Genomic DNA, 16683 nt, shown 5'->3' with positions numbered 1-16683 from the left:
TGGTTGCTCGACCCGCAGCGCCAGCAGGGAAAGCTGCGGCGCATGCACCTCTCCCCCATCACGCCCACCAGCCGCGCCGGCTTCACCCCCGAAGTACTCGGCCGGCATCGCCTGCTCTTCCACATCGGCCGCGGGGGCATGGCCGACGTCTTCCTGGCCGCCGCGCTGGGCCCCTCGGGCTTCCACAAGGAAGTGGTGATCAAGGCGCTGCGGCCCGAACTGGCCGAGTCCGAAGACTTCCTCGAGATGTTCATGGACGAGGCGCGCTTGGCGGCGCGCATGCGGCACCCCAACGTGGTGCAGACCCTCGAGGTCGCGCGCGAGGACGGCGTGCACTACATGGTGCTCGAGTACTACGAGGGGCAGACGCTGGACCGCCTCACGCGCCGCCGCGAGGGTGAGGGGCTGCCGCTGGGCATCGCGCTCCACATCGTGCGCGAGGTGGCGAGCGCGCTCGACTACGCGCACACGCTGGTGGACGTGCAAGGCAAGCCCATGGGCGTGGTGCACCGCGACGTGTCGCCGCAGAACATCATGATCGGCTACGAGGGGCGCGTGCGCCTCTTGGACTTCGGCGTGGCCAAGGCCAGCAGCCACACGTCGGAGACGCGCGCCGGCGACTTCAAGGGCAAGATCGCCTACATGGCGCCGGAGCAGGCGGGCGGCTTCCCGGTGGACGCGCGCACCGACCTCTACGCGCTCGGCGTGGTGCTGTTCGAGATGGTCTCCGGCAAACGCCTGTGGGGCGGCGTGCCCGACGCGTCCGTGGCGGCGCGGCTGCTGGCGGGGAAGCTGCCGCCGCTCACCTTCGACGAGAGCGTGCCGGCCGAGGTGCGCGGGCTGCTGGCGCGCATGATGGCCACGGACCCGAACGACCGCTTCCCGAGCGCCGCCGCGCTGCGTGGCTCGGTGGAGGCGCTCATGGAGCAGCTGACCGCGCGCGTGGACGACCGCCAGCTGGGCGCCATGATGCTGGCCACCTTCGGCGACGAGCGCGAGGCGCTGCGTGAGGCCGTGCGCGGGCGCATGGCGCGCTTGGCCACGGGCGAGAGCTTGCCGCCCAGCTTGATGCGCGGGGCGGTGTTCGGGCAGCCCACGGTGGCCACGGACACGGCGCTCACGGCGGTGACGCGCAGTGAGCACGTGGGTGCGCGCTTAGCACAGACCAGCGCACGCAGCGGGCACGCGCGGCGACTCCCCCCGTGGGCTGCGCTCTTGGGCGTGGCGCTCGTGCTGGCTGCGGCGGTGTTCATCTTCACCCGGCCGGACCTCGCGCAAGGCGCGCCGCCGCTCGCGGCCCTGGGCGCGGGCAGCCAAGACCTCGCGGCTGCCATGGAGAGCGGGGCGCGCGCGCCCTCTGTGGGCGGAGCGAGCCGCACGGAGTTCCGCTGCGACGACCCCGCGCGACCCATCGTGGAGCTGAGCGGTGAGATCGAGGACAGCGCCACGCTGCGCTGCAACCGCCGCTACCTCTTGCGCCACAACACCTTCGTGAACGCGGGCGCCACGCTCACCATCGAGCCTGGCACGCTGGTGCTGGGCGACAGCGAGACGCGCGGCACGCTGGTGGTGCTGCCGGGGGCGCGCATCGTCGCCGCGGGCACCGCCACCGCGCCCATCGTCTTCACCAGCAGCAAGCCCGAAGGGGAGCGCCGCGCGGGCGACTGGGGCGGCATCATCGTGCTGGGGCGCGCCGCCATCAACGTGCGCGACGTGGACGGTGCGTCCATCGCCGGGCGCATCGAGGGCCTGGAGCAAGTGGGCGACGAGGCCGCCTATGGGGGCGCACGCGACGACGACGACAGCGGCGTGCTGAGCTACGTGCGCATCGAGTACCCGGGGGTGGAGATCGCGCCCAACAACGAGATCAACGGGCTCACGCTGGCTGGCGTGGGGCGCGAGACGCGCGTGGACCACGTGCAGGTGTACCGGCCACTGGACGACTGCTTCGAGTTCTTCGGCGGCAACGTGGACGCGCGTTACCTGGTTTGCGACGCGCCGGGCGACGACGCGTTCGACTGGGACCAGGGCTTCCGTGGACGCCTGCAGTTCTTGCTCATGCGCGGCACGCCGGACGCATCGCAGAGCAGCAACGGCTTCGAGGGCGATGGCGACCCCAACGGCGTGGGCGTCACGCCGCGCAGCGCCCCCACGGTCTGGAACGTCACGCTGTGCGGCGGCGGTGGGGTGGGCGAGGGCGACAGCCACGGCGTGCTCGCGCGGCGCGCCACGCAGGGCACGCTGCGCAACCTGCTGGTGTCGGGCTTCCACGTGGGCATCGAGGCGCGCGGCGACCGCACCGAGCTCGACGTGGCGTCTGCGGGGCTGTTCGGCCTCAGCCGCTTCGACGTGGCCGAAGGCACTCGCTACGCAGCCCCGGATGTGGGCACCCCCATCGCCTGCGAGGCGGGCGTGGTGCAGCCTGCGCAGGTGCTCAGCGAGCACGCGGAGGGGCCGCCGCAGGACGGCTTCTTCGACGCACGGGCGCGCTACCTGGGCGCGTTTCGCGACGTGAGCGACACGTGGCACGCGGGCTGGACGCGCGCGCTCGAGCAGGCGGACTGACCGCTGCAGGGCGCCAGAACAGCGCTACCGTGACGCCGCGATGAGCCCCTGCGCCAGGAACACCACCAGCGCGAAGGGGAGCGTGTAGAGCGTGGCCCAGGCCACCGACCAGCCCAGGGCGCGTGGGAGGTCGCCCTGGCAGTCGTGCGTATCGTTGGCCACGCGTCGCAGCCCGCGCGAGACCACGTAGTACCCGGCCGTGAACAGCAGCGGCAGCACGAACTCGGCCAGCAGCCACGAGAGCAGCAGCAGGAGCCCCAGCGCCAAGAGCGCGCCCAGCGCGGCGCCGAGGCCCTCGCCGCCGATGCTGCCCAGTCCGCTGCAGCCGCCGTCGCAACCACCGCCGCAGCTGTCGAGTGGCGACTTCTTGCTGGTCGCGCTCGGCGTCCCCTGCGCCTCGGCCTTGGCCTGCGCCTCCGCCTCGAGCGGGCGCGCGTCACCCAGCGTGGGCCCGTCGTCGGCGAGCCGCGCGCCCCTGTAGAGCAGGACAGCGAACGCGCTCACCAGCGTCAGCCACCAGAGCGCCAACACGGAGTCCACCGCGAGCCAGACGGGCACGCTCAGCAGGCCGGGCAGCACGGCCAGCGGCAGCATCAAGCACAGCAGCACCACCAGCGTGGACAGCTTGCCCGACACGGGCGGCACGATGCTCCCCATGCGCGCGCGGCGCGGCGCCGAGCGGTAGGCACCCAGGGCCTCCGGGTGCGGACGCCCCACGCTGCGGGGGCGCTCCACCATCTTGTGGTTCCCGAACACCTGGCTGCTGCGCCGGTAGAGGAACCCGGCGGTGGCCAGCAGCGTCACCGCCACGCCGAGCGCCACCCACACGGCGTCGTCCACCTGCCGGAAGCGCACGTAGAACGCGGCGAGCAGCGTGCCGGTGCCACCCAAGAAGGCGAGCGGAAACGCGGCCGGCGAGCGGTCGTGGATGTGGTCCACGCAGTGCCGACACCACGGCGCGTCGTTGACGTCGAACGCCCAGCACTCGGCGCACAGAGGGCGCCCGCAGCTGGTGCAGGCCGCCTCCGCGCGCGCGTCCGGGTGGTGAGGGCAGGGCGGGGCGGTGGTCGAGCTCATGGCAGGCTCGCAGTCTCTCACGAAAAACGGCGACCCGAGGGCCGCCGTGATTCATGTGGGGTGCGCCGAGCGCTCAGTCTTGGCGGCGGCGCAGGAGGCCCACCATGCCGAGCAGCAGGGCCAGCGCCATGAGCGGGCGGGACGCGTCCGGCTCACCGGTGACGGCGCAGTCGCCGCAGCCACCGCCATCGCTGGGCGGGGGCAGGCCGCGCAGGGACTGCTCGTTGCTGGCCACGTTGCCGTTCTCGTCACGCACCTCGACGACCACGTCTTCGGCGCTCTCGAGGGTGAGGCGGCTGGCCGGCATCAGCGACCACTCGCTCCACTCTTCGCGGGACGCGCTGCGCCAGCGGTACTGCATCTGCTCCGCACCCGACACGGCGTCCATGGCGGCCACCTGCACCAGGTTGGCCGCGCGGTTGACCTCCAGCTCCGGCGCCAGCACGTCGATCAGGAAGTCGGCGCGGGCGGGGATGATGTCGGCCGAGTCGGTGGCGCCCACCACGCGGGCACGCGCCTCGACGCTGTGGCGACCCTGCAGCTGCAGGATGGGGTCGTCGATGACGGCGTAGGGGGTGCGGCTCCAGTCGCTCCAGGTGCCCTCGTTCAGGCGGTACTGGTACTCGAAGCTGACCTCCTCGGGGCCGCTCGCGGCCAGCGCGATCTCGATGCGCGGGCGCTCACCCTGGCCGAGCCGCTCGGCCGAAAGCGCGGCCGGGTCTGGCACGGTGACCGAGACCAACTCGAGGGTGGTGTCCACACGGCCCGCGAAGGGCGTGGGGGTGGCTGGCGGCGCGAGGTTCACGAACACGCCCAGGAAGCGGTCGCTGCCCTGAGTGACCTGGCGCAGCGAGTCGGAGCCCAGCTCGAGGCCGATGGGCAGGGTGTCACCCAGCAGGTCGCCGAGCGCGATGGTGGGGATGAGGCCGCCCGCGAAGCTGCTGATGAGGGGCAGCACGCCCTCGACAGCGGTCGCCAGCTGCGCCGGGGTCTCGGTCAGCAGCTCGCTGCCGAAGACGCTGGAGTTCTCCACGCTGATGTCTTCGATGACCGGGACGATCTCGCCGGCGTCCGTGAATTGGACGTCCAGGCCGATGTGCAGGTCACCGCGGAAGGTCATGAAGCGCACGTAGCGCTCTGTGCTCCACACGTAGAAATCGATCTCGAGGGCGTCGAGGTCCACCTGAACGATGGGGTCGGCGTCCGTGCCCGCACCGATGGTGACGTCGGGCGGCGTCTGCGGGCGGAGCCCGATGGCGAGCGCGGCTTCATTGTCCGGGAAGGACAGGTTGCGAAGCGAGCGGATGAGCACCGAGAAGAGACCCGTGCTGAGCAGCGGGCTGAGGCGCGTGCCGGCCTCGATGCACAGGGTACCGCCCTCCCACAGCTGATAGCCAGCCCAGTCCATCATGCGCTCGGCGACGCCCACCACCACGTGGGCTTCTTCGCTGTTCTGCAGCGAAGTGGCCACCGGGATGTCGGTGGGACGCGTGGGCGGGTTGGCGAGCGTGATGCCCGACACACAAGCCGCAGGCGCGGCCGCGTTCTCGAAGCCGCCGAAGAAGTTCAGGTTGTAGCCACCGCTCACCGCCTGTGCCTCACCCTGCATGGCGAAGAGCACGTCCATGATCAGCGTGGAGCCGGGGAAGATGTTCGAGAGCAGCTCGCTCGCGTCGATGCGCGTCTCGACGCCGATGCGCATGGGCAGACACTCGGTCTGGCTGGTCATGCAGACGCCGGCCACGTTGTTGCTGCCGGCCGGGCACTGACCGCTCTGCGCCACCTGGCAGAAGGTGAAGAGCTTGGCCATGAGTTCGGCCATGGCCTGGTTCAGCGTTTCCTTCACTTCGGCGAAGATGTCCTGCGCCATGTTGTCGCTGCCGCCGCTGTCCCACGAGTCCGCATCGTCCGAGTCGATGAAGAAGTAGCCGAACGTGGCGAGGCCGGGGCAGCTGAGCTGGATGTCGAGCCCTTGCAGGGTGTTGAGGTCCACCACGAGGGACGGGCTCTGTCCGAGGCCGTAGCCGTCTGCGTCTTCCGCGAACTCGAGCTGCGCCGAGACGTTCAGGGTGTTGGGCGCGGTGTCGTCGGTCTGGAAGTTGAACGTGCACTGCTGGCCGATCACGGTCACCGGCGTGGCACGGTTGCTCGACAGGTCGATCTGAACGTTGATCTCCAAGCGGTCCGGGTCAGCCCCACCGTCGACTGGCGTGATGGTGAGAGACGGGATGGTCACGTCGATCTGGCAGTTGTTCATCGGGCACAGCGTGATCGCCACCGGGAGATCCGCGCCTTCGAGCAGGCTGTTGCCGAGCGGGATGCTGAGCACGCCGTTGTTCACGGTGACCGCGATCGGCAGGGTGGCCGGGTCGAGCCCGCCAACGATGCCACCCACCAACGCGAGGGCGTTGGTCTCGATGAAGTTGAGCCCGGCCTCGCTCAGGCGCACCTGCGTGGCGTTGGGCATGCGCTCCGCCAGCGCGAAGTCCACCGGCTCGGCCGCGCAGCCAGCACAGTCCTCGCAGTCCGTGCAATCGCAGTCCGTGCACGAGGTGCAATCCGCGTCCTGCACGCAGGAGAGAGTGAGTGCTCCAATGTCCGGGTCGATATCGCAACCCGTCGAGAGCCAACCGCTGGCCATTACTGCCATCATCGCCGCAACCGTAAGCCGATTCATGTCGTATGCCTCCGCAAGCCCACTCAGACTATCAGCAACACCATCGATAGCAATCATGTAGGTGCGTGGCGCACACAAGTTGGCCGCTCGGGTCAGCTGTCTTGCGACCGGGCGAATCCATTTGCCCGCGCCGTGACTCTCATGGGTGCCCCGCCGAGCGGGCGGGTGTCCCCCTGTGCCACTCAAGGAGTCCCTCCATGTCGAAGAAGCTGCTGCCCACCAATGAACACCCCATCGAGCGCGGTGTGCGTGTCGTCCTCGGTCTCGGCCTGATCGCGCTCGCTTTCGTGGGCCCCCAGACGCCGTGGGGGTTCCTGGGCGTCATCCCGCTCCTGACCGGTCTGGTTGGAAGCTGCCCGCTCTACACGCTATTCGGCATGAGCACATGCCCGGTGAAGTCGAACCCGACGTGACCGACGCCCGCCTGCTCACGGCGGCCGCGGCGGGCGATCGCGAGGCGTACCAGGTGTTCGTACGGCGACACCAGGCCGCGCTCTTCCGCTACGCTCAGGTGCTCACGGCGCGCGAGGCCGACGCCGAGGACGTGCTCCAGCGTGCCTTCCTCGCGGCGTGGCGGGCCGCGGGGCAGGCTCGCCGTGAGGGTGCCGAGAAGGCGTGGCTGCGCACCATCCTGCGTCACGAGGCCCAGCGCTTCGGCAGGCTGCGTGCGGGGCAAGAGAGTCATGACGCGTCCTTCGAAGCGCTGGGCGAGGCTGCTGGCTTCGCGTCCGAAGGCGATCCCGAGCACGCGCTGGCGCTCACGGAACAGCGTGAGCAGCTGACGCGGGCGCTCTCCGCGCTGCCCCCCGATGACCAGGAGGTGCTGGTGCTCTACGAACTGGACGGGCTGACTGCCGACGAGGTGGCGAGCGTGCGCGGGGAGTCGCGCGCAGCCATCAAGAGCCGCGTGCACCGCGCGCGGTTGCGCCTGCTCGCGGCGCTCCGGGAAGGAGGTTGCGATGCGTGGCGAGCGTGAAGTGGCCGGGCTGCGCTGTGGCGCGGTGCTGACCAAGCTGAGTGACTACCTGGACGGCGAGCTGCCCCGAGCCGAGCGTGAGGCGCTCGAGGCACACGTGCGCGGCTGCGATGTGTGCGCGCGCTTCGGCGGCCGGTTCGGCGAGGCGGTGCGGGCGCTGAGACTGACGCTGACCGCCCCCGAACTCGCCGACGATGTGCAAGCACGTCTCGCCGCTGCGCTCTCGGCGGGCTGGGACCGAGAGTGACGACGGAGTCGGGCTTCCCCTACGGCGTGGTCTCGAACGCCCCCAGGTCCACCGCGGCACCCTGGACACGCGGTGCGCCCCCGAAGTCCACGCTCCCAGCCGCCATGGTCGAATCGCCCGCGTCGATGCACAGGCTGCCCGCGCCGAGCACCACGGGGAAGTAGTCCGGTTCGGGCCCGTCCATGAGCAACGGGTCGCACGCGCCCGCGTCCCCTTCGACGCTGGACGAGACACGGGTGGCCACAACGACGTCACTGCCGCCGTTGTCGTAGACGATGCTGTTCACCAACACCGCGGAGCCCAGCTGCACGTCCAGCCCGGCAGGGGCGTTCGGCGCTGCGGGGGCCATGGTGCGGCTGCCGAGGTTCCGCGCGACGGTCGTGTTCTCGGCGCGCAAGCGACCGTCGGCGTGAACGATGGTGATGCCCCCGGCAGGGATGTCGGATCCAGAGCCATCATAGGCGAGGTTCCCCACCACCCAGGAGTTGCGCAGCGTCACCGTGGCGTCGTGGATGATCATCCCGCCAAAGGGCGGAAGCGAAGGGCTCGGGATGCCGTTGTAGCGGATCGCGCAGCGCTCGCAGACGAAGCTGCCGGAGAATGCCTGCACCCCGACGAGCCCGAAGGCCATGTTGGTGTCGGTCATGTGCAGACTGCCCGAGACCAATCGCACGTGCTGTGCCCCTCCCGGGCCCATGATGTTGATCGACCCCAGGAAGATCAGCCGGGAGGCCAGCACTTCGCCACCTTCGACCTGGAGGCCGATGCCCCACTCCACGTCGATCGAGAGGCCGTCCAGTCTCACGTCCAGGCTCCGTACGTCGAGGGCTCGAATCCAGGTGTCCTCGCCTCGCGCGAGCTCGGTCACGAAAGTCGCGGGCGCGGCTTGGGGTGCAGCAAACTCACTGCCTTCGAATCCCCCGAGGAGCGCTGTCGCGGCCGGCACCACGAAGCTCCGCTCCCCAGGATCGGTGCTGTCGTCGGGCTCACGACTCGGTGAGTAGGTGCCTTGCGCGATCCAGATCTGCTTGCGGCCTGCGGGAGCTTGCTCGGCATCCAGGATGGCGTCCTCGAGATCGGCGTACGCGTGCGCCCAGCTCGTTCCATCGTCGTTGCCCGTCGCAGCCCCGTTCACGAAGATCACGCGGCCTGCGGACTCGCACGAAGCGCCATCGAGGTCCCAGTCCACCTGTCCGGCAGTGCAGCCCACGGGGCATGCGCTCAGGCCATCGTCCGCACCGCCCGTGCAGTCGTTGTCGATTCCGTCGCAGGTCTCGAGGGCGGCGGGGTGGATCTCCGGGAGAGTCGGCTCGCAGTCGCATCCGTCGGGTGTGCCATCCGTGTCGCCATCCATGCCGTCGTCGTGCCCAGCGCACACGTCGCAGCCCTCCGGCACGCCATCCGCGTCGGAGTCCACCGTGTCGTCGAACCCGCCGCAGATGTCGCACCCGTTCGGGGTTCCATCCGCATCGGCATCCAGTGCATCGTCCGACGCCGCACACACGTCGCAGGCGTCGGGTACCCCGTCGGTGTCTGCGTCGGCGCCGTTGGGACCCGAGTCGCACGCATCGCACGCTGTCGGGATGCCGTCGCCGTCGCCGTCGAGCTCGTCGTCACCCGTGAGGCACACATCGCAGCTGTTCGGGACGCCATCGGAGTCGCCATCGAGCTGGTCGGAGAACCCAGGGCATTGGTCGCACGCATCGGGCACGCCATCGATGTCCGCGTCCAGCTGGTCTGCCCCCAGGGCACAGACGTCACAGGCATCGGGGACTCCGTCGCCATCGGCGTCGGCCCCGAGGCACCCGGCGTCCTCATTCATGCTGGTGTCGTTCCCGCCGCCGTCCAGCATCACGCTGCTGTCGCCGGCGCCGGCATCCATGGTGCTGGGTGCATCACCGCAGCCCGAGAGCACCCCGAGGAGAGAGAACCAGACACCTATCCATGAACGCATCGCCGTCGCCTTCGTTGAGTCCCGTCGCGGATGCTCTCCCGCTCGGGGTAGCCATTAACAGTTGTCTCCCCGCCACGCAACGGCCCGGAGTTCAGCGCAGCCAACGTCTGCCCACCTAGCGAGCCGAGTACTCCGCCGCGAACGCCGCCTCGGCCGCGTCGAACGACCCGCACGCGTCCAGGTACTCGCGCGCCCCCTCGTGCTGCTGCCGGAGGTACAGCATCCCGCGGCGCCCGAACTCCTCCTTCACCCACTTGGCGAAGTAGTGCTCTTCCTTCACGCGCAGGGACCCCACGCGGTACGCGTCGGTCGCCTCCAGCAGCCGCCCTGCCAGCCGGTCCAAGCCCATGCCCTCGGTGGCGCTCACGCGGTGGATCGGGATGGCGTCGCCATCGAACGGCCGCGCCAGCGCCATGCTGCTCTTCAGCGCTTGGTAGCTGCGGCGGGCGGCGTCCACGGCGTCGCACTTGTTGAGCACGATCTCGTCGGGCACCTCCATGATGCCGGCCTTCAGGAACTGGATCTCGTCGCCGCCCATGGGCTGGACCACCAGGTACACGCGGTCGGCCAGGAAGCGGATGTCCACCTCGCTCTGGCCGATGCCCACGGTCTCGATGATCACGCAGTCGAAGAGGCGGTACAGCAGGCGGCACACCTGGAAGCTGCGCGGGGAGAGGCCGCCCAGCTCGGTGTCGCTGGCCTGGCTGCGGAAGAAGAGGCGCGCGTCCCCGGTGGCGAAGCGCACGCGCGTGCGGTCTCCCAACAGGGCCCCACCCGAGAAGCGGCTGCTGGGGTCCACGGCCAGCACGGCAAAGCGCAGGTCGCTGCGCTGCGCGTGCATGCGGCGGGCGAGCTGGCCCGTGAGCGTGCTCTTGCCGGCGCCGGGTGTGCCGGTGATGCCCAGGAACGTGGCGCGGCGCGCACGCGGGTTCGTGTCCAAGGCGGCCAGCACGGCGGCGCGCTGGGGCACGGCCTCGGGGCGCTGGTCCTCGAACAGCGAGATCAGCCGCGCGATGGAGAACTTGTGCGCATCGAGGGCAGCCTCGATCCACTCACGGTGCGTGTCGCTCAGCGTGGCCTGCACAGCGCGGCGCTCACTCGGCCGCGCTGCGCTGGTGGCGGGCTTCCAGCAGCGTGACGATCTGCTCCATGATGTCGATGAGCTCGTAGTCGGCCGGCGTGAACACGCGCGCGATGCCCTTCGCCTTGAGCGCCGCGAAGTCGTCGCGCGGGATGATGCCACCGAAGACCACCACCACGTCGTCGGCCGCGCCCGCTTGGCGCAGCCCGTCCATGAGCTGGTCGGCCAGCTCGAGGTGGCTGCCGCTCAACACCGACGCGCCGATCACGTCGGCGTTCTCCTCCACGGCGCTCTCCACGATCTGCTCCGGCGTGAGGCGGATGCCCGAGTAGATGACGTCGAAGCCCACGTGGCGCGCCGACACGGCGATGACTTCGGCGCCGTTGCTGTGGCCGTCGAGGCCGGGCTTGCCCACCACCATGCGGGGCCGGTGCCCGAGCACCTCCACGAGATCCGTGACGCGCCGGCGCAGCGCGTCCACGCGCGTGCCTTCCAGCGTGAGCCGCTGGCCTTCGATGCCGGTGGCCGGGCGGTACTCGCCGAACACCTCGCGCAGGGCGTCGGCCCACTCACCCGTGGTCACACGCGCGAGCGCACACTCGATGGACGGCTCCATCATGGACTCGCCGCTCTTGGCCGCCGCTTGGAGCGCCGCCAGCGCCGCCGCCACACGGGCACCGTCACGCTTGCGCTTGGTCTCGGCTAGCGACGCGCGCGTCTCGTCGGCCTCGCTCAGGTCGATCTTGAAGACACCGCCGTCTTCGCCGCCCAGCAGCGGCGAGGGGATGCCCTCCTTCCACTTGTTCACGCCCACCACGGTGAGGTCACCGGTGTTGATGCGGCCCATGCGCTCGCTCATGCTGCGCACTAGCTCCGACTTCATGTAGCCGCTGTCGATGGCCGCCTTCACGCCGCCCATGTCGAGGATCTTCTGGATCTCGGCGTAGGCCTGCTCCTTGAGCGCGGCCACCTTGCTGGCGATCACGGGGCTGCCGTCGAACAAGTCCGGGTACTCGAGCAGGTCGGTCTCGAACGCGAGGATCTGCTGGAGGCGCAGCGACCACTGCTGGTCCCACGGGCGCGGCAGCGAGAGCGCCTCGTTCCAGGCCGGCAGCTGGAGCGCACGGCAGCGCGCGTTGCGGCTGAGCGTCACGCCTAGCGTCTCGATCAGGATGCGCCACGCGTTGTTCTCGGGCTGGTTCTCGGTGAGGCCCAGCGAGTTCACCTGCACGCCGTAGCGGAAGCGCGTCATGCGCTTGTCCTTCACCTGGTAGCGCTCGGTGGTGATCTCCTCCCACATCTCCGAGAACGCGCGCATCTTGCACATCTCTTCGATGAAGCGGATGCCGCTGTTCACGAAGAAGCTGATGCGCCCCACCGACTGCTCGAACTGCTCGGGCGTGAAGTGCCCGCGCTGCTTCAGCGTGTCGAGCGTGCCGATGGCGTTCACCAGCGCGAAGGACAGCTCCTGCGCTGGCGTCGCGCCCGCTTCCTGCAAGTGATACGAGCAGATGTTGCTGGCGTTCCAGTTGGGCACCCGCTCGAGGCACCACTCGTACATCTCGGCGATGATGCGCAGGCTGGCGTCGGGCGGAAAGATGTAGGTCCCGCGCGCCAGGTACTCCTTGACGATGTCGTTCTGCGTGGTGCCGCGCAGCAGCTTCTCGTCCGTGCCGCGCTCGCGCGCCAGGGCCACGTACAGCGCCAACATCCACATGCTGGTGCCGTTGATGGTCATGGACGTGTTCATGCGATCGAGCGGGATCTGATCGAAGAGCACGTGGAAGTCGTCGAGCGAGTTGATGGGCACGCCCACCTTGCCCACTTCGGGGCGCGCCAGGCTGTGGTCCGAGCTGTAGCCGCACTGCGTGGGCAGATCGAACGCGATGGACAGGCCGGTCTGGCCCGTCTCGAGGTTCTGGCGATACAGCTCGTTGGACGCGCGCGGGCTGCTGTGCCCGGCGTACGTGCGGAAGATCCAGGGCTCCTCACGCTCGATGACGTGGCCGGCCTTGGTGACCAGTTGGTGGGCCTTCGCGCTCATGGTCTGCTCGCTTCTGGTGCTGCGGGGGAGGTGGGTACGCGCCCTCCGCCCAGAAGGCGGGTGGGGTCGCGGCCGGTGTGACGTGCGGCGACCAGGGCTGCCGCAGCGCGTCATGGGCCAACGCTAGTCTTGGTCTGTTGAGCTGTCAATTCGCGGCGGGCGGCTGGGGGCGAGTGGAACGTGTTGCATTCGTTCGTGAAAACAGGGCTGAGGCGTGGACGTGGACGTCCAACGACTGATCACGAGTCGACAGCCGTGGACGTAGACGTGGTCGTAGTCGTACTCGTGCTCGTAGACGTGCTCGTGCTCGTGCTCGTACTCGTGTCCCTACAACCCCCCACCGGATACCAGGACCGCTTCGACACCATCGACACCATCCGCCCCAGCCGCTCGACCGCCTGGCGATGTTGCTCGTCCGTCCCTACGCCCCAGCAGGCGAACTCGATGGAGCAGCGGTACACATCCAGGTCTTGAAAGGTGAACAGGGAGGGGTGTCGGCTCAGGGCGGCGGGAGTTGCTTTCGGTCGACGTCGATGTTGGCGAGCACGAGCACGAGCACGAGCACGTCTACGAGCACGAGTACGACCACGTCTACGTCTACGTCTACGTACGTCTACGTTACGTACGTGGCGTTGGTCGTCGACTCTCGGCGGGCGCTTGCGGACGACTCCACCGCCCTATACGGTCCCGGAAAAGGAGCTGTGACGTGCCGACATTCGACGTGGTGTCCGAGCTGGACATGCAGGAACTGAAGAACGCCCTCGACCAGGCGCAGAAGGAAGTGGCCCAGCGCTTCGACTTCAAGGGCACCGACGCGTCGCTCGAGCTGAAGGACGAGACCATCGTGCTGCGCGCCAACAGCCAGAACCGCGTGGAGGCGGTGCTGGAGGTGCTCCACGGCAAGCTGGTGAAGCGCGGCGTGTCGCTGCTGTCGCTGGACGCGCAGCCCACCAAGGCGGTGGGCGGGTCCATGAGCCAGCAAGTGCTCAACCTGAAGAACGGCATCGACCAAGATGGCGCCAAGAAGGTGGTGAAGGCGCTCAAGGACAGCAAGCTGAAGGTGCAGGCCGCCATCCAGGGTGACGTGGTGCGCGTGAGCGGCAAGAAGCGCGACGACCTGCAGGAGGCCATCGCGTTCCTCAAGGGGCAGGACCTCAAGATTCCGCTGCAGTACAAGAACTTCCGCGATTGACGGGGCGGGCCGCTGGCCCTCAGGAGGTTCACCATGGACGCTGCGAACCGGTTCTTCTCACGGGGTGCGCTCGGCACGCTCTCGGGGCTCGTGCTGCTCCTGGCGCTGCTCCCGGCCCAGGTGCACGCGCAAGAGGTGGCCGACGACGTGGTGGGGCGGCGCCACGTGAACGTGAGTGTGGGCATGCCCGTGGTGGTGGACAGCGAGGGCGCGTACGACCCGTCGCTGGGCGTGAAGTTCACCGCGCGGGCTGGCTACCAGATCGACATCCTGGTGGTGGAGGGGCACGTGGGCTTCCAGCAGTTCGGGGCGCGCAACCCCGTGGGGCGCGGCCGCAGCAACGTCTATGGGCCGTTCATCGGCTTTGGGGGGCGCCTGCGCTTCGAGGTGAACGAGACGCTGGTGCCGTACGTGATGGCCGGCCTGCGTCTGAGCTGGTGGGGCGCGGAGGGAGACGACCAGCTGCGCTTCGCCCCCACGCTGGTGTCGCAGCTGGGCATGGAGTTCCACCTCGGTGCCACGAACGACTGGATGATCCACGCGGGTGTGGACGTGGACGTGTACATGCCGGGCAAGGCGTTCGTGGACCGCGCGTTCAGCATCGGGCCGTACGTGGGCGTGGGCCTGCGCATCTGAGCTGCCGCGGCTGCCGTGGTGGAGGCGGGCCGCCACGCTTTCCGCGCCGCGCGGGGAGGGCGCTGTGATACCCCTCGTCTCCTCATGCCCAGAGCCCGCTCGCTGAGTCGTCTCGCGCTGTTCACGCTGTTGGTGTGCGTCACGCGCCCGGCTGGCGCCCAGTCTCCCGAGGCTCCGCTGGCCGCGCCCGAGCCTGCGCCCACCTTGACGGCCCCTGCGGAGGAGCCAGAGCCCGAGGCAGCGCCTGCCCCAGTGGACGCTCCTGCGGACGTGCCGGAACGCGAGCCTGCGCCCGCTGCACCGCCTGCGCCCTCGGCCGACGTGGCCGTACCGTCCGCGGCAGGCCCAGCGGCGGTGTCCCTGCGCGGCAATCGGCAGTCCAGCTCCACCTGGACCGAGCGCGCCACCAGCGCCTTCGGTCTCCTCGCGTTCATCGGCCTGGCCTGGCTCATGTCCAGCGACCGCCGTCGCATCCCGTACCGCATCGTGGCGTGGGGGCTGGCGCTGCAGATCCTCTTCGGAGCGTTTGCGCTCAAGACACGCACGGGCCTCGCGCTGTTCTCGTTCATCAACGACGGCGTGGTGGCCCTCTTGGGGTACACCGACCGTGGCACCAGCTTCCTGTTCGGCGCCTATGCGTCGGACCTGTGGGTGGGCGCTGCGCAAGGCGAGGCGGGCACGTTCCTCGCGCGCGCGCCGCTGGCCATCAAGGTGCTGCCCACCATCATCTTCTTCTCGGCGCTCATGGCGGTGCTCTACCACGCGGGCGTCATGCAGCGCGTGGTGTCGGGCATCGCCTGGGTCATGCAGCGCACCATGCGCACCAGCGGCTCCGAGACGCTCTCGGCGGCCGCCAACATCTTCGTCGGGCAGACCGAGGCGCCGCTGGTGATCCGCCCCTACCTCGAGAAGATGACCAGCTCCGAGCTGATGGCGGTCATGGTGGGCGGCTTCGCCACCGTGGCGGGCGGCGTGCTCGCGGCCTACGTGGGCATGCTCCAGCCGTTCTTTCCCGACATCGCGGGGCACCTCATCGCCGCCAGCGTCATGAGCGCGCCGGCCGCGCTGGTCATCGCCAAGGTCATGCAGCCGGAGACGCAAGAGTCCGAGACGGCGGGTGGGGCCAAGCTGTCGCTCGAACGGGTGGACGCCAACCTGATCGAGGCGGCGGCGCGCGGAGCCTCCGAGGGGCTCATGTTGGCGCTGAACGTGGCCGCCATGCTGCTGGCCTTCGTGGCCCTGGTGGCGCTGGCCAACGCGCTGCTGGCCCTACCGGTAGACGCCTACAACCACCTCGCGGGGGCCACGGTCACGCCCATCACCATGGAGCAGATCCTGGGTGTGCTGTTCTGGCCCATCGCCTTCCTCATGGGCGTGGACCCGAGCGAGTGCGGCGCCGTGGCAGGGCTGCTGGGCGAGAAGATCGTGCTGAACGAGTTCGTGTCGTACATGCACCTGGCCGAGATGCTGGACGCGGCGCCGGAGTCGCTCTCGCAGCGCTCGGTGGTGCTGGTCACCTACGCGCTCTGCGGGTTTGCCAACTTCAGCTCCATCGCCATCCAGGTGGGCGGCATCGGCGCCATCGCACCGGGGCGGCGCGCGGACGTGGCGCGCCTGGGCTTGCGGGCGATGTGGGGTGGCGCGCTCGCCGCCTGCATGACGGCGAGCGTGGCCGGGATCCTGATCTGACGGCTCTGCTCAGGGCGCGGGCGGCGCCGTGGGCGGCGGCACGGGCGGCGGCACGGGGGCGCCGGTCGGGACGGCAGGCGCAGCGGCCGGCACGGCGGTGCCGGGGGGGCCCGCGTTGATCTGCAGCGTGTAGGCGCCCGTCTGGCCGGCCGTGTTGCTGTTGGCGCGCACGATGAACGTGCCCGAGGTCTCGGCCGTGTGGGTGAGCGTCACCACGTGGGTGCCCGGCTGCGACGCGAGCTGCTGCGCGCTGGCCTGGTTCGGCGAGAGGATCCAGACGTACGGATCGAACGTGGGCGCGCTCAAGGTGGCCGTGATGACCCAGCCCTGCTCGACGCGGATGTTGTAGTCGTCCTGCAGCGACTGGTCCGTGGTGTTGACGGTGTCGCCGGCGGCGAGGGCACCCTGGTGCGTCTCGTTGATGACCGCGGGAGGTCCGAAGAGGCCGCAGCCCGAGAGCCCGAGGGCGGTGATGGCGAGCAGCCCGAGCCCGAGCGTGGCGGAGGCGGTGCGTGTTGGCTTCATGTCTTGTTCCTGGTTGTCGA

General features: G+C 69.7%; 13 protein-coding genes. 7 read left to right on the top strand and 6 right to left on the bottom strand.

Annotated elements, in window-relative coordinates; genetic code table 11:
• The first annotated feature begins 42 nt into the window (after positions 1-42).
• Positions 43-2565, top strand: a complete 2523-nt coding sequence (locus IPI43_02900; GenBank protein MBK7773075.1) for a serine/threonine protein kinase — start codon at positions 43-45, stop codon at positions 2563-2565.
• Between the two features lie 24 nt (positions 2566-2589).
• Here the strand turns inward: IPI43_02900 and IPI43_02895 are convergent, their stop codons facing one another.
• Together IPI43_02895 and IPI43_02890 are read right to left on the bottom strand one after the other, a co-directional pair.
• Entirely contained in the window at positions 2590-3642 is a 1053-nt protein-coding gene (locus tag IPI43_02895) for a B-box zinc finger protein (protein MBK7773074.1), read from the bottom strand.
• A 73-nt stretch (positions 3643-3715) separates the two neighbouring features.
• Positions 3716-6214, bottom strand: a complete 2499-nt coding sequence (locus IPI43_02890) for a hypothetical protein (GenBank protein MBK7773073.1) — start codon at positions 6212-6214, stop codon at positions 3716-3718.
• 317 nt (positions 6215-6531) lie between these two features.
• On the opposite strand from IPI43_02890, the gene IPI43_02885 reads away from it, so the two are divergent.
• The 3 genes from IPI43_02885 to IPI43_02875 are packed head-to-tail and all read left to right on the top strand — an operon-like array spanning position 6532 to position 7542.
• Entirely contained in the window at positions 6532-6732 is a 201-nt protein-coding gene (locus IPI43_02885; protein MBK7773072.1) for a DUF2892 domain-containing protein, read from the top strand.
• Positions 6729-7295 (top strand): sigma-70 family RNA polymerase sigma factor, encoded by a 567-nt coding sequence (locus IPI43_02880; protein ID MBK7773071.1) that lies wholly within the window; start codon positions 6729-6731, stop codon positions 7293-7295. The genes IPI43_02885 and IPI43_02880 overlap by 4 nt, the downstream gene beginning before the upstream one ends.
• A complete protein-coding gene (locus IPI43_02875) occupies positions 7279-7542 on the top strand; it encodes a zf-HC2 domain-containing protein (GenBank protein ID MBK7773070.1) in 264 nt (87 codons plus the stop codon). The genes IPI43_02880 and IPI43_02875 overlap by 17 nt, the downstream gene beginning before the upstream one ends.
• A gap of 19 nt (positions 7543-7561) precedes the next feature.
• Here the strand turns inward: IPI43_02875 and IPI43_02870 are convergent, their stop codons facing one another.
• The 3 genes from IPI43_02870 to IPI43_02860 form a co-directional block, all read right to left on the bottom strand.
• On the bottom strand, positions 7562-9496 hold the full coding sequence (locus IPI43_02870; protein ID MBK7773069.1) for a hypothetical protein: 1935 nt from the start codon (positions 9494-9496) through the stop codon (positions 7562-7564).
• 115 nt (positions 9497-9611) lie between these two features.
• Positions 9612-10580: a protein kinase gene (locus IPI43_02865; GenBank protein ID MBK7773068.1), complete on the bottom strand. Its 969-nt coding sequence runs from the start codon at positions 10578-10580 to the stop codon at positions 9612-9614.
• 10 nt (positions 10581-10590) lie between these two features.
• Positions 10591-12621, bottom strand: coding sequence for a protein meaA (locus IPI43_02860; protein ID MBK7773067.1), 2031 nt, complete (start codon positions 12619-12621; stop codon positions 10591-10593).
• A gap of 706 nt (positions 12622-13327) precedes the next feature.
• Between IPI43_02860 and IPI43_02855 the strand changes: the two genes are divergently transcribed.
• The 3 genes from IPI43_02855 (at position 13328) to IPI43_02845 (ending at position 16138) form a co-directional block, all read left to right on the top strand.
• Positions 13328-13813 carry a YajQ family cyclic di-GMP-binding protein gene (locus IPI43_02855; GenBank protein MBK7773066.1) on the top strand — a complete coding sequence of 162 codons (486 nt, stop codon included), beginning with the start codon at positions 13328-13330 and terminating at the stop codon, positions 13811-13813.
• Positions 13814-13846: 33 nt separating this feature from the next.
• Positions 13847-14449 (top strand): hypothetical protein, encoded by a 603-nt coding sequence (locus IPI43_02850; protein ID MBK7773065.1) that lies wholly within the window; start codon positions 13847-13849, stop codon positions 14447-14449.
• 84 nt (positions 14450-14533) lie between these two features.
• Positions 14534-16138 (top strand): hypothetical protein, encoded by a 1605-nt coding sequence (locus IPI43_02845; GenBank protein ID MBK7773064.1) that lies wholly within the window; start codon positions 14534-14536, stop codon positions 16136-16138.
• A 9-nt stretch (positions 16139-16147) separates the two neighbouring features.
• Here IPI43_02845 and IPI43_02840 read toward each other — a convergent pair whose 3' ends face one another.
• Positions 16148-16663: a hypothetical protein gene (locus tag IPI43_02840; protein ID MBK7773063.1), complete on the bottom strand. Its 516-nt coding sequence runs from the start codon at positions 16661-16663 to the stop codon at positions 16148-16150.
• Positions 16664-16683 lie beyond the last annotated feature (20 nt).

The sequence above is a fragment of the Sandaracinaceae bacterium genome (assembly GCA_016706685.1).
In the GTDB taxonomy this organism is placed as follows: domain Bacteria; phylum Myxococcota_A; class Polyangia; order Polyangiales; family Houyiibacteriaceae; genus JADJJE01.
The sequence above is the reverse complement of the archived record's forward strand: the minus strand, read 5'-3'. Positions and strand labels throughout refer to the sequence as shown.